General features: G+C 58.2%; 18 protein-coding genes. 8 read left to right on the top strand and 10 right to left on the bottom strand.

Features of this window, described 5'->3' with window-relative positions:
• Positions 1-26: 26 nt before the first annotated feature.
• Entirely contained in the window at positions 27-860 is an 834-nt protein-coding gene (locus EIK79_RS01640) for an MBL fold metallo-hydrolase (protein ID WP_124953393.1), read from the bottom strand.
• 35 nt (positions 861-895) lie between these two features.
• Positions 896-1,237, bottom strand: a complete 342-nt coding sequence (locus EIK79_RS01635) for a hypothetical protein (protein ID WP_124953392.1) — start codon at positions 1,235-1,237, stop codon at positions 896-898.
• A gap of 186 nt (positions 1,238-1,423) precedes the next feature.
• Here EIK79_RS01635 and EIK79_RS01630 point away from each other — a divergent pair, with 186 nt between their 5' ends.
• The 5 genes from EIK79_RS01630 to EIK79_RS01610 all read left to right on the top strand — a co-directional run bounded on the left by EIK79_RS01630 (position 1,424) and on the right by EIK79_RS01610 (position 5,991).
• Positions 1,424-1,924, top strand: coding sequence for a DUF6789 family protein (locus tag EIK79_RS01630; RefSeq protein WP_124953701.1), 501 nt, complete (start codon positions 1,424-1,426; stop codon positions 1,922-1,924).
• A gap of 86 nt (positions 1,925-2,010) precedes the next feature.
• Entirely contained in the window at positions 2,011-2,676 is a 666-nt protein-coding gene (locus EIK79_RS01625; protein ID WP_124953391.1) for a hypothetical protein, read from the top strand.
• A gap of 45 nt (positions 2,677-2,721) precedes the next feature.
• On the top strand, positions 2,722-4,464 hold the full coding sequence (locus EIK79_RS01620) for a spermidine synthase (RefSeq protein ID WP_124953390.1): 1,743 nt from the start codon (positions 2,722-2,724) through the stop codon (positions 4,462-4,464).
• Between the two features lie 13 nt (positions 4,465-4,477).
• Entirely contained in the window at positions 4,478-5,008 is a 531-nt protein-coding gene (locus EIK79_RS01615; protein ID WP_185715472.1) for a DUF2617 family protein, read from the top strand.
• 26 nt (positions 5,009-5,034) lie between these two features.
• On the top strand, positions 5,035-5,991 hold the full coding sequence (locus tag EIK79_RS01610; protein WP_124953388.1) for a hypothetical protein: 957 nt from the start codon (positions 5,035-5,037) through the stop codon (positions 5,989-5,991).
• A gap of 24 nt (positions 5,992-6,015) precedes the next feature.
• Here the strand turns inward: EIK79_RS01610 and EIK79_RS01605 are convergent, their stop codons facing one another.
• The 4 genes from EIK79_RS01605 to EIK79_RS01590 form a co-directional block, all read right to left on the bottom strand.
• Positions 6,016-6,570, bottom strand: coding sequence for a magnesium transporter (locus EIK79_RS01605; RefSeq protein ID WP_124953387.1), 555 nt, complete (start codon positions 6,568-6,570; stop codon positions 6,016-6,018).
• Positions 6,567-7,133 carry a magnesium transporter gene (locus tag EIK79_RS01600; RefSeq protein ID WP_124953386.1) on the bottom strand — a complete coding sequence of 189 codons (567 nt, stop codon included), beginning with the start codon at positions 7,131-7,133 and terminating at the stop codon, positions 6,567-6,569. Before EIK79_RS01600 ends, EIK79_RS01605 begins: the two co-directional genes overlap by 4 nt.
• 44 nt (positions 7,134-7,177) lie before the next feature.
• Complete coding sequence (locus EIK79_RS01595; protein WP_124953385.1) at positions 7,178-8,317, bottom strand: DNA-methyltransferase; 1,140 nt, start codon at positions 8,315-8,317, stop codon at positions 7,178-7,180.
• 105 nt (positions 8,318-8,422) lie between these two features.
• Entirely contained in the window at positions 8,423-9,799 is a 1,377-nt protein-coding gene (locus tag EIK79_RS01590; RefSeq protein WP_124953384.1) for a signal recognition particle protein Srp54, read from the bottom strand.
• A gap of 158 nt (positions 9,800-9,957) precedes the next feature.
• Between EIK79_RS01590 and dnaK the strand changes: the two genes are divergently transcribed.
• Positions 9,958-11,853, top strand: a complete 1,896-nt coding sequence (dnaK, locus tag EIK79_RS01585) for a molecular chaperone DnaK (RefSeq protein ID WP_124953383.1) — start codon at positions 9,958-9,960, stop codon at positions 11,851-11,853.
• Positions 11,854-11,902: 49 nt separating this feature from the next.
• On the opposite strand, the gene EIK79_RS01580 is transcribed toward dnaK, so the two are convergent.
• A complete protein-coding gene (locus EIK79_RS01580) occupies positions 11,903-12,775 on the bottom strand; it encodes a TIGR01548 family HAD-type hydrolase (RefSeq protein ID WP_124953382.1) in 873 nt (290 codons plus the stop codon).
• Entirely contained in the window at positions 12,772-13,224 is a 453-nt protein-coding gene (locus tag EIK79_RS01575) for a UPF0146 family protein (RefSeq protein WP_124953381.1), read from the bottom strand. Before EIK79_RS01575 ends, EIK79_RS01580 begins: the two co-directional genes overlap by 4 nt.
• On the opposite strand from EIK79_RS01575, the gene EIK79_RS01570 reads away from it, so the two are divergent.
• Both EIK79_RS01570 and EIK79_RS01565 read left to right on the top strand, forming a co-directional pair.
• Positions 13,219-13,740, top strand: coding sequence for an archaemetzincin family Zn-dependent metalloprotease (locus EIK79_RS01570; RefSeq protein ID WP_124953380.1), 522 nt, complete (start codon positions 13,219-13,221; stop codon positions 13,738-13,740). The genes EIK79_RS01575 and EIK79_RS01570 overlap by 6 nt on opposite strands.
• 147 nt (positions 13,741-13,887) lie before the next feature.
• On the top strand, positions 13,888-14,073 hold the full coding sequence (locus EIK79_RS01565; protein ID WP_124953379.1) for a hypothetical protein: 186 nt from the start codon (positions 13,888-13,890) through the stop codon (positions 14,071-14,073).
• Positions 14,074-14,117: 44 nt separating this feature from the next.
• Here EIK79_RS01565 and EIK79_RS01560 read toward each other — a convergent pair whose 3' ends face one another.
• The gene (locus EIK79_RS01560; protein WP_124953378.1) at positions 14,118-15,941 is read right to left on the bottom strand and encodes a ribosome biogenesis/translation initiation ATPase RLI; all 1,824 of its coding nucleotides are present in this window, start codon (positions 15,939-15,941) and stop codon (positions 14,118-14,120) included.
• Positions 15,941-16,258 (bottom strand): EMC6-like membrane protein, encoded by a 318-nt coding sequence (locus EIK79_RS01555; RefSeq protein ID WP_124953377.1) that lies wholly within the window; start codon positions 16,256-16,258, stop codon positions 15,941-15,943. The genes EIK79_RS01560 and EIK79_RS01555 overlap by 1 nt, the downstream gene beginning before the upstream one ends.
• Between the last annotated feature and the right edge of the window lie 147 nt (positions 16,259-16,405).

Raw genomic sequence — 16,405 nt, 5'->3', positions numbered from 1 at the left:
TCTGACTATCTCAGAGATAGACAGGTTCAGCTAATCTGAACACGGTCACCGATCCGACAGATTTCGAGACGCCGGGGGTGTGACATCGTGTACCGATGGTGTTCGAGCGTCGTCGGATCGGCGGTGAGTCCGCGCCACATGTCCCAGTGGGTAGGGATGAGCCGATCGAGTTGGAGCTGTTCCGCCGCCTTGATGATCTGATTTTCGTCGTTGTACCACCGGGTGCGAACCGGCTCGCCCGTCTCTTTATCAGGAATCATTCCGACAGTGCCGAACGCCAGCGCACCGAGATCGATGTCGTAGGCCGAACCGATCGATTCGAACGCGTCGCTCGGTCTGGCGTCCCCACCGTGGAAGAACGTCCGTTCGTCGTGTTCGATGAGATACGACACCGGGTGTGTCGCGTCGGGATCGTTCGCCGGCTCGATGTGAACGGTCACCGCACCGATCTCGATCGTCTCACCCTCGCTCACCTGTTCGAACGTGGCGTCGGTGAGATCGTACGTTTCTCGCCAACCTTCGCGTTCGGTGACGGCCAGGCTGTCGTCAGGAGCATAAAAGCGGGCGTCCGTCGCTTCGAGGATCGGTCCCTGACTCGGCCCGTGGACGTGGTCAGTGTGTTCGTGGGTCGCCACCACGGCGTCAGCAACCTGCACGTCCGCTGGATCGAACGGGACCGGAATCATCCGAACCGTCCGTGGCGGATCGCCTGTCCCGAGATACGGATCGATGAAGATCGTCGTGCCGTCGTTGGCTTTCACGACGAATCCGTTGCACCCGAGGTACCACACGGATAGCGATTCCGGCACTGTTGCCTCGATTTCCCGGAGTAACCAATCACCCCAGTCGCTGTGAGTCATACTCGACTTGTTTCAGCGCGATCGTAAAATATCCTTCACTCACTTGCTGGGACACGATAGATTTCGATACTGTCGGGATGGATGTCCAAACCGATCCCTGTTCGACCCGGTTGCACAGAGTACGTCGCGGCAACAGACTCACCGTAGTGCAACGAGACGGTTACGTCGTAGGTCCCAGGCCGCTGAAAGACGCCACGCCATGTGATATCTCCCCCACGGACGACAGTTCGGTCGGCTGTTACGACCGCTTCGTTCGTCTCGTCGGTGATCGTCACGCTCACCTCACGCTCCATCAGATCGTAGTTGGTGATCCGAAGGTCCGGAACGATTCGGGTGATCGGTGATCGAGCCCGATTCCGGGAGCCGTACTGGCTCATATCTCTACGCTCGACCCCCTTCCTAAATAGGCTTCTGGCCGATCTACTAGATTACAGTGACAACTACCATCCAATGCAAATGTATCTATTATTATATTCAGATTTTTATTTGTGGGTGGTGTTACCGTACATATGGCAGTCGATGAGAACGAGCGGACAACGACTTCCGAGGGTGGAACAACGACGATGGCTGACACCGAAAAGACATCAGTATCTGAAGTCGGAACGACAACGGAGGAGTTAGCAGCGATCATCAGGGATGGTGTCGTGGGTGCTGCCGGCGGATTGGTCGGCACTGCACTCATGACAGTCGTTCTGCTCGTCGGGAACGCCCTCGGCGGGTTCGACTTATCGAGCTTCGCTGCTCTCGCTGAGCTTACTAGGCTCAATACGATCGCGCCCGCGATTCCAGCCGGCTACTTCATCTTTCTCGGCGGCGGAATGACGACGTGGCCGCTGTTGTTCGCTTCTGTCGAGCAGTATCTCCCCGGAAAAACGATTCGCCAGCGCGGGGTTCCATTCGGAACGGTGCTCTGGACCGGATTCGTGATCGCGTTTTACACCGGACAGACGGGAGCGGCGCTGTACGTCTACCTCATTACCACGTTGGTGGCCCACTGGGTGTACGGCTTCGGTCTCGGCTCAGTGTTCGATTACCTTAGTAATCGCCCTGATACGTTGGTGTAATCACCCGACTGAGATCATCCATCTACGGCGTCGTTTCTCTCAATAAGAAAGACTTATCGTCGTCTGGTGGGAATGAGTAGCATAGTATGCATCGTCGTCGCTTTCTTAGAGTTATCGGTGCTACTGCCCTGCCAGTCCTCGCCGGCTGTTCGTCGGATGAGACTCCTCCTCCGCGCAAATCCAGTGTTGTTGAGCAGCTTGAGACCAACGACGGGATGATTCGTATCGATCTCGCGGACCGAGTGTGGGTCTTATCGCGGTACACGCCCCCTCGGTCGTCGATCGATGCTCCGGTTGGCGTCGCGGCTGCAAAAGGCGGTGGCGGTGGTAGTGTCCGAGGCGCAACGGGTCGAGCAGGGGGCGGACACGTGAACGCTCCTAGAACTAATCACGGCTGGGCGTGGTGGCACGGTGGTGATTACGCCGATGACTGGTATGACGACCACGAAGACGAAACGAGCCGGTATTCGGTTCGAATCGAGAAGGTCGGGGTGCGTTCGTTCGGTTCCGACGCCGTGTTCAAAAAGGACCGCCCCGGTGCTGGACCGGTCGATTGGGATTGGACCTACCGGTCCCCCAAAGACCGAATCGACCACCCGCTCCGAAAACCAGGCTGGTACCGTGTCGGAGCGCACATCGTTGGCAAGAAAGTCGATCACGACTTCCAGTGGGAGTGTGTCGACTTCAAAGTCAGTTCTGTTGGACAGTCCTACGCCATACAAAACGAGTGGAAGGTGTCGCCCCGGATCTGATCGGAATCACAGAGGGCTGTACTGATCGGAAATACGTAGGCGCATATGAAACGTTCATTACGTTCTCGGCGGTTCGTACTGCTATCGGTGACGTTTGTCGTATCGTTCTGTAGCTTTGCGTATGAATTCGTCTACTCGGAGTTGCTCACCGTGATGTATGGGGGGACAGTCACCCAGTACGTCATCACCGTCGGGCTGTATTTTTTCAGTCTCGGCATCGGTGCTGGGCTGTCAGACGATCTTGGAGCCGACCGTCCCGCGAACTTCTTCCGAACCGAGGTGTATCTCGCGACGGTTGCCCCCGCCGGGTTCTTGCTCGTCGTCGCGCTGAACAGCGTCACACTCCCATCATGGATCCCCGCCGCTGTCGTGTGGGTACTCGCACGGCTCCCAGTGATCGCTGTGGGCGTGCTCTCGGGATTCGAACTACCCTTACTGACGAGAATGGTTCAGGAAACTGATGAGGACCCTTCTTCGATCGGAGGGGTCACCGGACGTGTCTCAACTCTCGGACGGCGCGGACTGGAACTGTTCTGGCATACGCATTCGTCAGGAGAGACACGAAGCGGACTGTCGGTCGTGCTCGCGCTGGATTACATCGGGGGGCTTGCCGGTGCGGTCGTCTACGCTCGACTCCTCTATCCGCGACTCGGGCTTGTGACGACGACCGTGGTGCTGTCGTTGATCAACGCAGTCACGGCACTGGTATTTCTCGTTCGGTTCAGTGAGCGGTGGGGCGTTGGTGGTGGTGGAACTGGGCTTTCGTTTGCCACCGAACCCCGGGTGTTGTTGGTCGTGTGTTTACTCCTCACCGCCGGCCACGCTGGGGCGCTTACTCACCACAAGCGGCTTGACAACCAGGTGACAGAGATGTATCTTGAACAGAAAATGGAAGCCGAATACGCGCCGGGAACCATGAAAACGGAAGTCCTCAACCAGAAGACGACGAAATACCAGCACCTCGTTCGCTACCGCCGGACGTGGACGGCATCGAGTTCGAACCCCTACTTCACCGGTCGGGCCGAGCAGTGTCTTCGGCTCGGAATGGACGTACAGTTGTGTGAGAGTTGGGCGGACTCCTATCACAACGGACTCGTGGACGTACCGATGTCGATGTACGAACACACACCCGACACCGAAGTGCTCGTAATCGGTGGCGGTGATTGGATCGCCATCGACCACCTTCGATCGTACAACGTCAGCGTTGATCAGGTAGATCTCGACGCCCAGTTCATGAATCACACCAAGCGAACGCCGTTCTTCCGCGAGTGGCACAACGATTCGTACACGTATTCACGGCTCAACACAACCGTCGAAGACGGCTACACGCATCTCCAGCGGACGGACAAACAGTACGATCTCATCCTGCTCGATGTCCCAGGCGCGTCCGACGACGACCTCCTCAAACTGTACTCCACGGAGTTCTACCGACTCCTTCGAACCCATCTCACAGACGGCGGGTTGGTCGGCACGTGGCTTTACTCCCCGAACACGCATCCCCAGCACCACAAGGCGTACACCAACACCCTCCGCGAGGCGGGCTTTACACAGCAGCTACCGTATTCGGCGTGGGAGGATACTGACAGCGACGGCCGGACCGAGCGTGTCGAACGATTCTCTCTGCTCGCACCGACGGCGCGCGGGCCGATCGATACCGGTCGAACAGCGTACGTCCGCCGGTACGCAGAGCGCTATGAAACGACCCAGTGGGAGCCGGTTCCGCGGTACGCCGGCGTCCGGAGCAACTCGATCTTCCATCCGAACTACGACATCATTGTCGATAGATGAGCGCACACATTGTATGACAGACAGTAGTATCGTTTCCGAACAGTTGTATTTCACGTACACGCGGACGCCACTGTCGCTCGACCAGTTCGATGTGAAGCGGACGGTTTCAGCCGAACTGTTCGGAACATCCGCCACGCTCACCATCATCGGTTCATCACATTACATCGCCAGTCGACGGCTGGGTTTTCACGAACTCTGTTCGTGTCGCCCGCTTCACGCCGAGTCGATGGCCAGCGTGTCTCTGCTGGAGTCGGTCGACCGATCGTTCACGTTCGAGAACGACCACCTGTCGGCGTCGACGACGCTCGAAACGCGGCCGCTCTCAGACCGTCCAGCAGCGGCCCGCGCCGATATCGCATACCGGTTCGGTCCTGACGCATGGACGATGATTCGCCTCACAACCGAAGGCTATGAGACGTACCACACGTATCCCGAATACGACTGCACGCTGTACAGTCAGACGCGTCTCACGGCGGTCACAGACGACGACTCGTCGGACACCGAGCCACCACGCACAACGGATTGTCGTATCCAAACAGATTGATATAAACAGACATTAAACTGGTACGTATGAGTGATTCCGCAACGACCTACAGCGGCGACGTAACGCTCACCGGTTCGTTGGACGCACCGATCGAGATCCGCAACCCTGATGACGTGTTCATCCAGATAGACGGCGTCGATGGCGATCTAATAGCGAGCAATCCGGAAAACGTGTTTACACACCATCCCATCGGGGAAACAACCCCCGAGGTCGATGTGGAAACGACTGTTCGTGGTGATCTCGAAGACGGGTACGTGCAAAACGGTGGGGTTGCTGGCGATCTCGTCGTTACTGACGCCGAGGACGTGTTCGTTCCGGCACACGCAACGGGAACGTTTTCGATCGGTGGTGCGGAAAACGCCTATTCTGCGTCGGATATCGATGTTCCCACTGATGGACAGGCGTACGATAGCACCACGACTGGGTGGCGACAATCGGACGCTGTCGAGGATCCCGACACAGGCGCATACGTCACTGGTGCACACCACACTGTCGACATCGATCAGGCGGTGAACGATATCGACGTGTACGTCGTCGGATACGGCCATGAAGTGACGATCACGGGGCGTGACGCCGCTGTCAACGTCGTGATACTCGGGTACGAAAACACCGTCCAAGTCGGACCTCGACTGTCGGTCGGCAACCAGACCACCACCGGTTTTGACAATGAGATCATTGACGATCCGTATCCAGTCGAGGATCTCATCGAAACCACGAAGGATGAGGCGTTTGACGCTGCCGGATTCGGACGATCGAAAGTCACCTATCAGGTTCCCGCGACGGAGGAGCAATGGTGTCAAAACTGCGGGGCAGCCGCCGACGCGGTCATCGAACGCCACCAGTTGGACGCGTGGTTCCTCTTTGGCCGTCCGATCAAGGTGTACGGCAAAAGCATGAATCCGGCGATGGAGTGTGAACACTGTTCGATGAACACCGTCGCTACCGAACTGTCCGAAGCCGAGCGAAAGAACCTTCTCGGATAGTATTTGTTTCGAGCCGCTGTCCAGTTACACAATCAGCTCTACTACGGCGAACAACACGAGGACGCCGAAAACGTCACAGACGTTCGTGACGACTGGGATCACCACGTCGTCGGGATCGAGTTGGAGTCGGTAGGCGGTGTAGGTTGCGACGACTGTAACGAGCACCGCGATCACGGCCAAGGCCCCACCGCTACCCACTGCAACGAGGAGGATCGTCATGATCGGGAGCTGTGCCGTTCCGAGGAGCGTGGTGAGCAGCCACGCACCGATTCCGACGCCCGGAAACACGGTGAACGCGAGCGCAACTGTAGCGAGGGCGTTGCCAACCAGCAGCGCGTCCGTGCCGAACGACAACGTTCCGAGATGAAGCGCCGTCGAGAGCCGTGAGGCGAGTATACTACCGAGATTACCGGCTGTGCCGATGACGACCGGAACGAGCACCAACAGTGTGGGATACTGCAACAACGTCGCTTCGAACTCGTTGAGGACGAGTCCGCTCCCGATCTCAAGGATCGTCAACGCGAACAGCACAGGGATCGTCGCGCGCATAATGGCCCGGACGGTCCAGTCGGTCGTCACAGTGCGAGCACCACCTTGACCGCGAGATACAGAAAGAAGACCCCGAAGATGTCGCCAGTGGTCGTTACGATCGGGCCGACCAGCGTGTCTGGGTTGTACCCTCGACGATAGCCAGCAAACACGACAACAACGACGGTGATCGATAGTGCAAGCCCCGAAAGCAGACCGGCCAACACTGCAACGGCGAGGAGAGCGCCTAACACGGCCGGCTCGGAGAGCACCCAGAGGAAGACGAACGCCGCGATGGCAGCGAACGCGCTCGTGAGCACCCCGTTTGTGAGTGCGGCAACCACCGCCGATTCGAGTCGCTTATCCCGAGAGGACAGCGACGGGGTGAGAAGTCCTTGATGGAGCGCGGTGGCGATGCGAGCACCGAGCGAGCCGTACACGTTTCCCCGCGTGGCGAGCAGCGCAGGAACGAGCACAAGTAACCCAGGAAGCAGCCGAAACTCCGTCTTCAGCCCGCTCAGAACGATCCCAGCGAGAAGGCTTCCGACCGTACTCGCGCTGAGTGCACCCACACCCTCGCGGTACGCCTTGATGGCGACTGATCGGACACCCATATGCTACGGGGGATCGCTGATCACAAAAAGGCGGTCGATTCGGTTCACAAATCGGATAATGAATCGATCTTTGCCTGTTCGAGGCTGTCGATGATGCCTGGCTGAGAGGTAGCGACCGGATCGTGTGACACCACGTACTCGGTCCCGGTGTCGATCGAAGCACTGGTCACGTCTGAGGCCGAATAAAACTGAACGTCCGTTTCTTGTTTCGTCATTACATCGAAATCGTAGTGGGTCGCCTCATACCCCTCATCCTCCTCAGAGAGGCGCTGTTCGATAAACGCCCGGTGATCGTCGAGACGGTTCTCGATGATCTCCGCCGACAGCGCGTCAAGATCCGTGATCCGTTGCTCGAAGATATCAGCGAACGCGGGTTCAATCTCGTAGCCGATCGAGTTGCGACCCGCGACCATTGCGGCGAGGGTCGACGTTCCGATGCCCCAAAACGGATCGAGAACAGTGTCGTTGTAGACAGAATACATGTTGATCAGTCGATAGGGGATGTCGAGCGGAAACGCCCCGGATCGGTCTCGAACGTCCTGCAGTTCGGTTTCCGTCGCCTGCTCCTGTTCCGGTTCGAGGAGCTGGGCTGTGCCGGTGATGTCGGTCCATACGTCCGTAAACCACTGATTGCGTTCCTCCCAGAAGTACGCTGACTGATAACGGTGGTCCGATCCGACCGCGAAACGACGCCGTTGGGTTCCGTTTCGGAACACGAGGATGTACTCGTGTTCGAGAGTGACGTACGCGTTCGGTGGAACCATGCCGCTGCCCATGAACTTCGTCCCCGAATTCGTCGGCTTACGCCAGAGCACGTCCGGCAGCGGTTCGAATCCGTGCTCTTTCATCGCTTCGCTGATCCGGACGTGGTTCTGATAAACGCGGAACCCCTCTCCGACTTTCCGAGTTGCGTCGCCCACGTTGATGCACGCGATGCCCCCATCGACGAGAACGCGGCTGAGTTCCTCCCACACCGCGTCGAGTTCCTCGTGCATCAGTTCGAACGCCGTCGTGCCGTTGTCCTCTGCGAGTGCCCCGCGTATGTCCGGAGACAGCTCCGAAAACAGTTCGTCCCACATCTCGATCATCGGATACGGCGGCGACGTTACCACCAACTCAACCGAGTTGTCATCGAGTGACATCTCTCGTGCGTCCGTGATCTGAACCTGGTGTGACGTTTTCATGGTTCGTGCTATCGTTCTCTAGACTAATATCCTTCGCTACTGTTCTATATTAGAAATTAGATATCTGTGTGGTGTGATTCCGGTCCGCGGCGACCGTCACAGCGTTCAGAACGGACCCATCCCACCGAGTCCGCCGCCTTTGTTGTCCATCTTTTTCATCATTCGTTGCATATCGCTATCGCCCATCCCTTGGAACTGTTTGAGCATCTGTTCCATCATCCGGTGTTGTTCAAGCAGTTCCCGGACGCGCTCTTGGGACTGTCCAGAGCCGCGTGCGATGCGTCTGACGCGGTCCGCACCGACCGAGCGGGGCTGTTCGAGTTCCTCGTCGGTCATCGAATCCATGATGACATCGAAATCCCGAAGCCGATCCTGTGTGATGTCCATCGCGTCGTCAGGGAGCTGATCGCGGATGTTGCCGCCGAATCCCGGAATCATGTCGATCACTTGGTCGAGCGGTCCCATCCGGTTCATCGCCTGCATCTGCTTTCGCATGTCGTTGAGGGTGAACTGGCCCTTCATGAGGTCTTCAGGCTCCCAGTCTTCCTCTTGGGCTTGGGTTTCCTCCATCGCGCGCTCGACGCGCTCGGAGAGCTGTTTGAGATCACCCATGCCCAGCAGCCGTGAGATGAACCCGCTCGGCTCGAACCGTTCGACATCCTGCACCGTCTCACCAGTTCCGAGGAAGGCGATCGTCGAATCGGTCTCGTTCACGGCCGCGAGCGCACCGCCACCTTTGGCTGTTCCGTCGAGTTTGGTGATGGCGACGCCGTCGATACCGATGGCTCGTTCGAACTCCTTGGCTTGATCGCTGGCTCCTTGCCCGATCGCCGCGTCAAGCACCAGCAGACTGATGTCCGGATCGACGAGTCTGTCGATCTCTTCGATTTCGTCGATCAACTCCGCTTCGAGCGCGTGTCGGCCCGCCGTATCCACGATGTGGACATCGCAGTCGTCTGTCGCCGCCAATCCATCGCGGGCGATTTGGACGGGATCGTCGGCGTCGGGATCGCCGTAGAACTCGACTTCCGCGCGTTCACACATCTGCTTTGCCTGATCGTACGCTCCGGGTCGGAACGTATCGGTTTGGATCACTGCAGGACGAAGCCCCTTCTTCGAGAACCACCACGCCATCTTCGCCGCCGATGTCGTTTTCCCCGACCCTTGAAGCCCGGCAAGGAGGATGGTTTGTGATTCAAGGGGAATCTCAGTACTCTCCCCGATGAGTGACACCATCTCCTCGTATACGATCCGGAGCACGTGATCCCGAGCGCTCGTCCCTGCTGGAGGGTCCTCATCGAGCGCACGCTGCTCGATCGAATCGGAGAGTTCCATTACCAAACTGACATCAACGTCGGCCTGCAACAGCGAGCGTTGGATCTCTTTTACGACTTCCGCTACGTCTTCCTCGCTCAGTCGGGACTTGCCTTGAAGCGTAGAAAGCGTCCCGCGGAGCGAGCTACCGAGATTGTCGAGTACCATTGCTCCATCCTAGTCCATTCGACAGTAAAGGCTTTCTCGTCTTTTAGGAAACGCATCGTTTGTTTCCGAAACATCACATCCACAACCGCATAGAACCGCTGTGTGAGACGCTGTGTTCAGCAAGGTTTAACGGTACGACAGCAATAGGGACGAGTAACATGGCGAGTAACAAGATTCTTGGTATCGATCTCGGGACGACAAACAGTGCGTTTGCGGTGATGGAAGGGGGCGATCCTGAACTGATCGTCAACGCCGAAGGCGACCGGACGACGCCCTCAGTCGTCGCGTTCACCGACGAGGAACGGCTCATTGGTGGCCCGGCGAAAAATCAGGCTGTCCAGAACCCCAAGCGAACGATCGAATCGATCAAACGACACATCGGTGAGGACGGGTACACGGTCGACATCGACGGCGAGGAGTACACGCCCGAGCAGATCTCCGCGATGATCCTCCAGAAGATCAAACGCGACGCCGAGGAGTACCTCGGTGAGGAGATCGAACGGGCCGTGATCACGGTGCCCGCGTACTTCTCAGACAGCCAGCGACAGGCCACAAAAGACGCCGGTGAGATCGCTGGTTTCGACGTTGAGCGTATCGTCAACGAGCCGACAGCCGCGTCGATGGCGTACGGGCTCGACGACGACACTGACCAGACCGTGCTCGTGTTCGATCTTGGCGGTGGGACGTTCGACGTTTCTCTTCTCGATCTCGGCGGCGGTGTGTATGAGGTCGTTGCCACCAACGGTGACAATGAGTTGGGTGGTGACGACTGGGACCAAGCGATCATTGACTCGCTGGCCGACGACTTCGAGGAGGAACACGGCATTGATCTCCGCGAGGAGCGCCAAGCGCTCCAGCGCCTGAAAGACGCCGCAGAAGACGCAAAGATCGAACTTTCGAGTCGTAAGGAAACGAGCATCAACCTCCCGTTCATCGCAACGACTGACTCGGGACCGCTCACGCTCGAAACGAAACTCACGCGGGCGAAATTCGAGGCACTCACCGAAGATCTTGTCAAGCGGACGATCGAACCGACGGAGCAGGCGCTGGCCGACGCCGGCTACTCCAAAAACGACATCGACGACGTGATCCTCGTTGGGGGATCGACCCGGATGCCGATGATCCAAGAGCAGGTCGAGAAGCTCACCGGACAAGAGCCGAAGAAAAACGTCAATCCTGACGAGGCCGTCGCGCTCGGAGCGGCCATTCAGGGTGGCGTTCTCGGCGGCGAAGTCGACGACATCGTGTTGCTCGACGTGACGCCGCTCTCGCTCGGCATCGAGGTCAAAGGCGGCCTGTTCGAGCGGCTCATCGAGAAGAACACCACTATTCCGACCAAAGAGTCGAAGATCTTCACCACGGCCGCGGACAACCAACAGAGCGTTCAGGTACGCGTCTTCCAGGGCGAGCGGGAAGTCGCAAGCGAAAACGAGCTTCTGGGTGCGTTCCAACTCGACGGCATCCCACCCGCGCCCGCCGGCACGCCACAGATCGAAGTGACGTTCAACATCGACGAGAACGGCATCGTCAACGTCGAAGCCGAGGAGGAACAAGGTGGCAACGCCGAATCGATCACCATCGAAGGCGGCACTGGGCTCTCCGATGAGGAGATCGAGCAGATGAAAGAGGACGCCGAGGCCCACGCCGAGGAGGATCAAAAACGCCGCGAGCGGGTCGAAGCGCGCAACACCGCAGAATCGACCGTCCAACAGGCTGAGACGCTCCTCGAAGAGAACGAAGACGAGATTACCGACGATATCCGTGAGGATATCGAGGACGCGAAGGAATCGCTCGAAGAAACGCTTTCGGACGAGGACACCACGACCGACGAACTCACCGACGCGACGGAAGAACTCTCCGAAGAGCTACAGGAAATCGGCAAACACATGTACCAGCAACAGGCCGGTGATGCCGCCGCAGGTCCCGGCGGTGCCGGTCCCGGAGCAGGTGCAGCTGGCGCTGGTGCTGCAGGTGCTGGTGCTGCAGGTGCTGGCGACGATCAGGAGTACGTCGACGCCGACTTCGACGATGTCGAAGACGAATCCTCGACGTAATCACCGAGTTATCGTCTGATATTCCGGTTACGACGGCTACAGCTGGTGATCAACTGCCCAGTATCGTTGGGAGTTCGTTGACGGTTTCGATGATCTCGTCGGCTCCCGCGTTTTCGAACGCCTGCCGCCCACGCTCTCCCGACAGCCCACCGGATTGGACCCCGATAGCGTAGTATTCGCGTTCTGGGTCGGCGTCAGCGGCGTTGTGAACCGTTTTGATGTCGTCAAGCGTGTCGCCCGCGAACGCAACTCGGTTCGCTTCGCCGTCGAATCGTTCTGTGAGACTGATCAGTGCGTCTGGTGCCGGCTTTCCGGGTGTATCGCTGTCCATCGTGAACAGCCGCTCGTCTAACACATCGATCCCGGTTCGATCAAGCGCGATCGCGGCCTCGGCTGCGGGCCGTCCAGTAACGATCCCGAGCGGTTGATCGGCCAGCCACGCGACGGTGTCTGGCGTGACGAGCACCGGTTCGTCGTGAATGAACCCATCGGCGTCCAAGTCCGGCTCACGGTCGTGGAGCTTCCGGTACAGCTCATTCCCGAGATACAGCTGCTGGAACACGGTGGTGAGGCGCTCGCGATCCCACTCCGCGTAAATCCGTTCTCGGACGTCAGGATCGACCGCGTTGGCGATGACCGTCCGTGCGCCGGCGAGTCCCCCGCCGCTCGCCTCGATTGCGTCAGTGAACGACGCGAGATCGTAGGCCAATCCTTCGTTGCGCGCAAGAATGTACAACGCTGTCGCGTGTGTGAGTTCCCAATCGTTGTTGAACCCGCCAGCGTTCTTGAACAGTTGGACATCACGTTTCGGAATCGTGTCCCCATACACACACAATACAGATTCCACGATGGCCCGCCGATAGGAGTCGGCAACATCGACGAGCACGCCATCGATGTCGAGCACGACGGCATCGACCTTCACACCGGCTCACCCCGCTCGGTGTGAACCCGAAACAGCGTCTCACCCGGCAGCGTTTCGGACTCGACGTTGGGCAGTGCCGGATCGTTCCCGAGCGTCGTAAACAGACAGTCTGCGTTTGCGTTTCGAGCGATAGACCAAAGCGGCCGTTGCAACTCCGGCGGACAGTTCAGCGCGTAAACCGCATCACCTCTCGTGTACACCGCTGACTGCGGCGCAGTGATATCATCACGAACGAACGTAACGCCCGGTGGGACTGAACACTCCTGTACATCGACCGCGATGACTTCTGTGCGGTTGGCGAGTGCGGTTGCAACGTCGGTCCGAGCACCGATGCCAATCTCGATGACCGTCTCGTAACTAGCGAGACGGTCGACCAACGCCTCGCGCGTTCGGGATGTCGTCACGTCGGGATATTTATAGCCGGTCCGTTCTAATTCCTTTCTATGCATGTTGACATCGTGCCGGTCGGTGATGTTCCTGCGGCTGTAAAACGTGAGGCTTCCTCTGGCCTCCGTTCCGTGTACGAGTGTGATGTCACTGTCCATGACGAACAGCCGATCCCCGACGGCGCGTACGATTCAAACCGAAACCAGTACCGTGCTGAGGAGTTCATCGAACTCGCCAGTCGTATCGGTTCCGGTAGCAAAAACATCGCGCTTACCGCAAAAGATCTCTTTTATCGCCGCCGAAACTACGTCTTCGGTCTCGCCTACCTCGATGGCAACGGCAGCGTCGTCTCTACGTACCGACTCCAGACGACCACCGACGGTGGACTCGCCACCAACTCCGGCAGGGAAGTGTTTTCAGACCGGATCAGAAAGGAAGTGATTCACGAAATTGGACACACACTCGGACTCGAACACTGTGACAACAAACGATGTGTGATGAACTTTTCACCGACCGTTCGGGAAGTCGACGTAAAAGAACAGTTCCTCTGCGGTAGTTGCAGCAGATTTGTTCACTGAACAGAGCCATCGCGTTTCTCACACTGCCGCTGGAACGCTGTGGGTATCGGCCGCTGCCGACATAGGTATTGTATCACTTAATAGACTCAATAATATATCATAGTGTACAAGCGAAAGATTTGTATCGCACGCAACATAATAGTCGATATGATGGACATGAGGAGGGATGTCACGGTTCGGGGTGGAGCCGCACTCGTGTTGATCGCGTTTCTCGTCGGAGTCGTCTCTCTGTACGATCCACTGCCGCACCCGGTAGAATTCCACATCGCACTCCCAATCAGTCTGGTGGTGGCGATCGTGGTGATCGGTGTGTGGCATCGGTCAAGAACATAAGCGAGTGACGTTCGATCACGATCCCTCTCGCCGCGGCCTGTGAGTCACTCTTCTTGAGGGGCGTAGTAGTACTCGCCGGCAGCTTTCTGTTCGCGGTCGAGTTGGCTGTCGGGTTTGTTGATGCGCGGCCGTGTCGTCCGCTGATCGCGTCGGAACGTGATTTCGAGGTCGCTGAGGAACTGATTCATCCCGTTCCGCATATCGACGGGCGGTGAGGCGTGACCGCTGGTCGCTGGCGACCCCTCAAAGACGAGCAGCCGATCCGCAAGGAGATCGATCATGTAGGTGTCGTGGTCGATGACCAGCGCGGTGGCGTCGTGGCTTTCGGTGTAGCGACGGATTGCGCGGGTGGCGAGCACGCGCTGTTCGACATCGAGGTGTGCGGACGGTTCGTCTAAGAGGTAGAGATCGGCGTCTTCAGACAGACACGCGGCGATAGCGACCCGCTGGCGTTCTCCGCCAGACAGGTCCGTCAGCGTCTGTTCCATGATCCGTTCGAGTTGGAGCGGCTGAGCGATCTCGGTTTCCCAGTAGGAAGAACCGAACTGATCGGTGATCGAAGAGAGGAAGGCATCAACTCGCATCGGTTCGTCGATCTCGATGTACTGTGGTTTGTACGCGATGTCGAGTTGGGTGTCGACCGATCCCTCTGTCGGTTCGATCGCCCCGGTGAGAAGCTTCGCGAAGGTGGATTTGCCGATACCGTTGGGACCGACCGCACCGAGCACTTCCTTCTCCCGGATCACGCCCGATTCGACCGTCAACGAGAACTCGTTCTCTCCGTAGGATTTGACGAGATCCGGATATTCGACGAGGATGTCGCCCGTCGATGCCGTTCGGGGCGCGTGTTGCTCGAACTCGATCGCCTCGGGCCGGATGCGCATGTTCTCAGACTCCAGATAGCCCGAGAGATACTCGTTGATCCCTTGGCGTGTCGACTTGGGTGGGGTGATGACACCGAACGCACCGGGTTCACCGTACGCGACGTGAATCGTGTCTGCGAGCAGATCGAGCACCGCCAGATCGTGCTCAACCACGAGCATCGACCGATCGCCCTCAGCTGCGAGTTCTCGGATGAGTCGCGCTGCAGTCACCCGTTGTCCGATGTCCAGGTACGGTGTGATTTCATCGAGGAAATAAAAGTCCGCGTCACGGGCCAGCGTTGCCGCGAGCGCGACGCGCTGTAGCTCCCCGCCAGAAAGCGTATCGATCGGCTGATCGACGACGGGACCGATCGACAGCCGTTCGATAAGGTCGTCGACGACGCCCCGCTCATCCGTCCCGGTGAGTAGCTCGCGGGTGTTGCCATCGAACTGATTCGGGATCTTATCGACGTACTGGGGCTTTCGGGCGACCGTGACGCTGCCGGTTTGTAACTTCTCTAAGTAGGTCTGGAGTTCGGTGCCTCGATACTCGTCGATCACGGTTTCCCAGTCAGGAGCAGCGTCGTACTCACCGAGATTCGGCGTGATCTCGTCAGCGAGAATCCGAACCGCTGTCGTCTTTCCGATGCCATTGGGACCGAGAATCCCGGTTACCGATCCCTCCTGTGGAACGGGCAGTCCGTAGAGGGCGAAGGAGTTCTCACCGTAGCGGTGAATTGGTGTCTGGTCCAGCTCTTGGGGGAGATTGATGATCTCGATGGCATCGAACGGACATTTTGCGACGCAGATCCCACACGATTCACCGAGACAGATCTCTTCGGAGATCCGTACTTGATCCGGCGTTCCCTGAACGGTCTCCTCGCCGCGTTTGGTGATGCACTCTTTTCCTGTCCGGTTTGGAGGGCAGTAGTTCGCACACTCGTAGTTACACCGGTCAGGTTGACATCGGTCAAGGTCCACGACGGCGATGCTGTCGTCGGCCATCAGACGCTCACTCCCGCGGTGAGAAGGATCGTTAGGCTGACGAACCAGAACGCAAACGTCATGAACGAAACGTAAAGGATGTCCTTCCCAGAGAGTTCCTCCTTGAGCCCACTCAGCTTGAGCACCGGGAACTGCACCGCGATGGCCGCCGCAAGCGCGTACACCGCGGTGGAACTCGTCGCGACCTCTGTTGGGGCCATGTTACCGGCGACGACGAGTGAGCCGTAGGCCGCGATGATCCCGAGAACGGCGGACAACGCCGTGACTGTTACCCCGCGTAGATAGTCGCTGTGGGCATCAGTCGTGTCGGTTGCCATGCCACTACGTCGGCTGGCTGGCCGCAAAAACCGTTCGATTATCTCTCTCCGCTCCGTATCGGTGGTGTCAGAACGGTGTTACGTTCCGCCTCGCCTTCTGTAGTCACAAACAGCACTTCCTCACAAAATGAAATATAAATTATATTA

Origin of the sequence: Halocatena pleomorpha (assembly GCF_003862495.1) — an archaeon.
Classification (GTDB): Archaea; Halobacteriota; Halobacteria; order Halobacteriales; family Haloarculaceae; genus Halocatena; species Halocatena pleomorpha.
The sequence above is the reverse complement of the archived record's forward strand: the minus strand, read 5'-3'. Positions and strand labels throughout refer to the sequence as shown.

What these genes read in the sequence shown, in the direction of transcription:
- EIK79_RS01640 (WP_124953393.1), bottom strand. Translation starts at nt 860, where the DNA reads ATGACTCACAGCGACTGGGGTGATTGGTTACTCCGGGAAATCGAGGCA.
- EIK79_RS01635 (WP_124953392.1), bottom strand. Translation starts at nt 1,237, where the DNA reads ATGAGCCAGTACGGCTCCCGGAATCGGGCTCGATCACCGATCACCCGA.
- EIK79_RS01630 (WP_124953701.1), top strand. Translation starts at nt 1,424, where the DNA reads ATGGCTGACACCGAAAAGACATCAGTATCTGAAGTCGGAACGACAACG.
- EIK79_RS01625 (WP_124953391.1), top strand. Translation starts at nt 2,011, where the DNA reads ATGCATCGTCGTCGCTTTCTTAGAGTTATCGGTGCTACTGCCCTGCCA.
- EIK79_RS01620 (WP_124953390.1), top strand. Translation starts at nt 2,722, where the DNA reads ATGAAACGTTCATTACGTTCTCGGCGGTTCGTACTGCTATCGGTGACG.
- EIK79_RS01615 (WP_185715472.1), top strand. Translation starts at nt 4,478, where the DNA reads ATGACAGACAGTAGTATCGTTTCCGAACAGTTGTATTTCACGTACACG.
- EIK79_RS01610 (WP_124953388.1), top strand. Translation starts at nt 5,035, where the DNA reads ATGAGTGATTCCGCAACGACCTACAGCGGCGACGTAACGCTCACCGGT.
- EIK79_RS01600 (WP_124953386.1), bottom strand. Translation starts at nt 7,133, where the DNA reads ATGGGTGTCCGATCAGTCGCCATCAAGGCGTACCGCGAGGGTGTGGGT.
- EIK79_RS01595 (WP_124953385.1), bottom strand. Translation starts at nt 8,317, where the DNA reads ATGAAAACGTCACACCAGGTTCAGATCACGGACGCACGAGAGATGTCA.
- EIK79_RS01590 (WP_124953384.1), bottom strand. Translation starts at nt 9,799, where the DNA reads ATGGTACTCGACAATCTCGGTAGCTCGCTCCGCGGGACGCTTTCTACG.
- dnaK (WP_124953383.1), top strand. Translation starts at nt 9,958, where the DNA reads ATGGCGAGTAACAAGATTCTTGGTATCGATCTCGGGACGACAAACAGT.
- EIK79_RS01570 (WP_124953380.1), top strand. Translation starts at nt 13,219, where the DNA reads ATGCATGTTGACATCGTGCCGGTCGGTGATGTTCCTGCGGCTGTAAAA.
- EIK79_RS01575 (WP_124953381.1), bottom strand. Translation starts at nt 13,224, where the DNA reads ATGCATAGAAAGGAATTAGAACGGACCGGCTATAAATATCCCGACGTG.
- EIK79_RS01565 (WP_124953379.1), top strand. Translation starts at nt 13,888, where the DNA reads ATGATGGACATGAGGAGGGATGTCACGGTTCGGGGTGGAGCCGCACTC.
- EIK79_RS01560 (WP_124953378.1), bottom strand. Translation starts at nt 15,941, where the DNA reads ATGGCCGACGACAGCATCGCCGTCGTGGACCTTGACCGATGTCAACCT.
- EIK79_RS01555 (WP_124953377.1), bottom strand. Translation starts at nt 16,258, where the DNA reads ATGGCAACCGACACGACTGATGCCCACAGCGACTATCTACGCGGGGTA.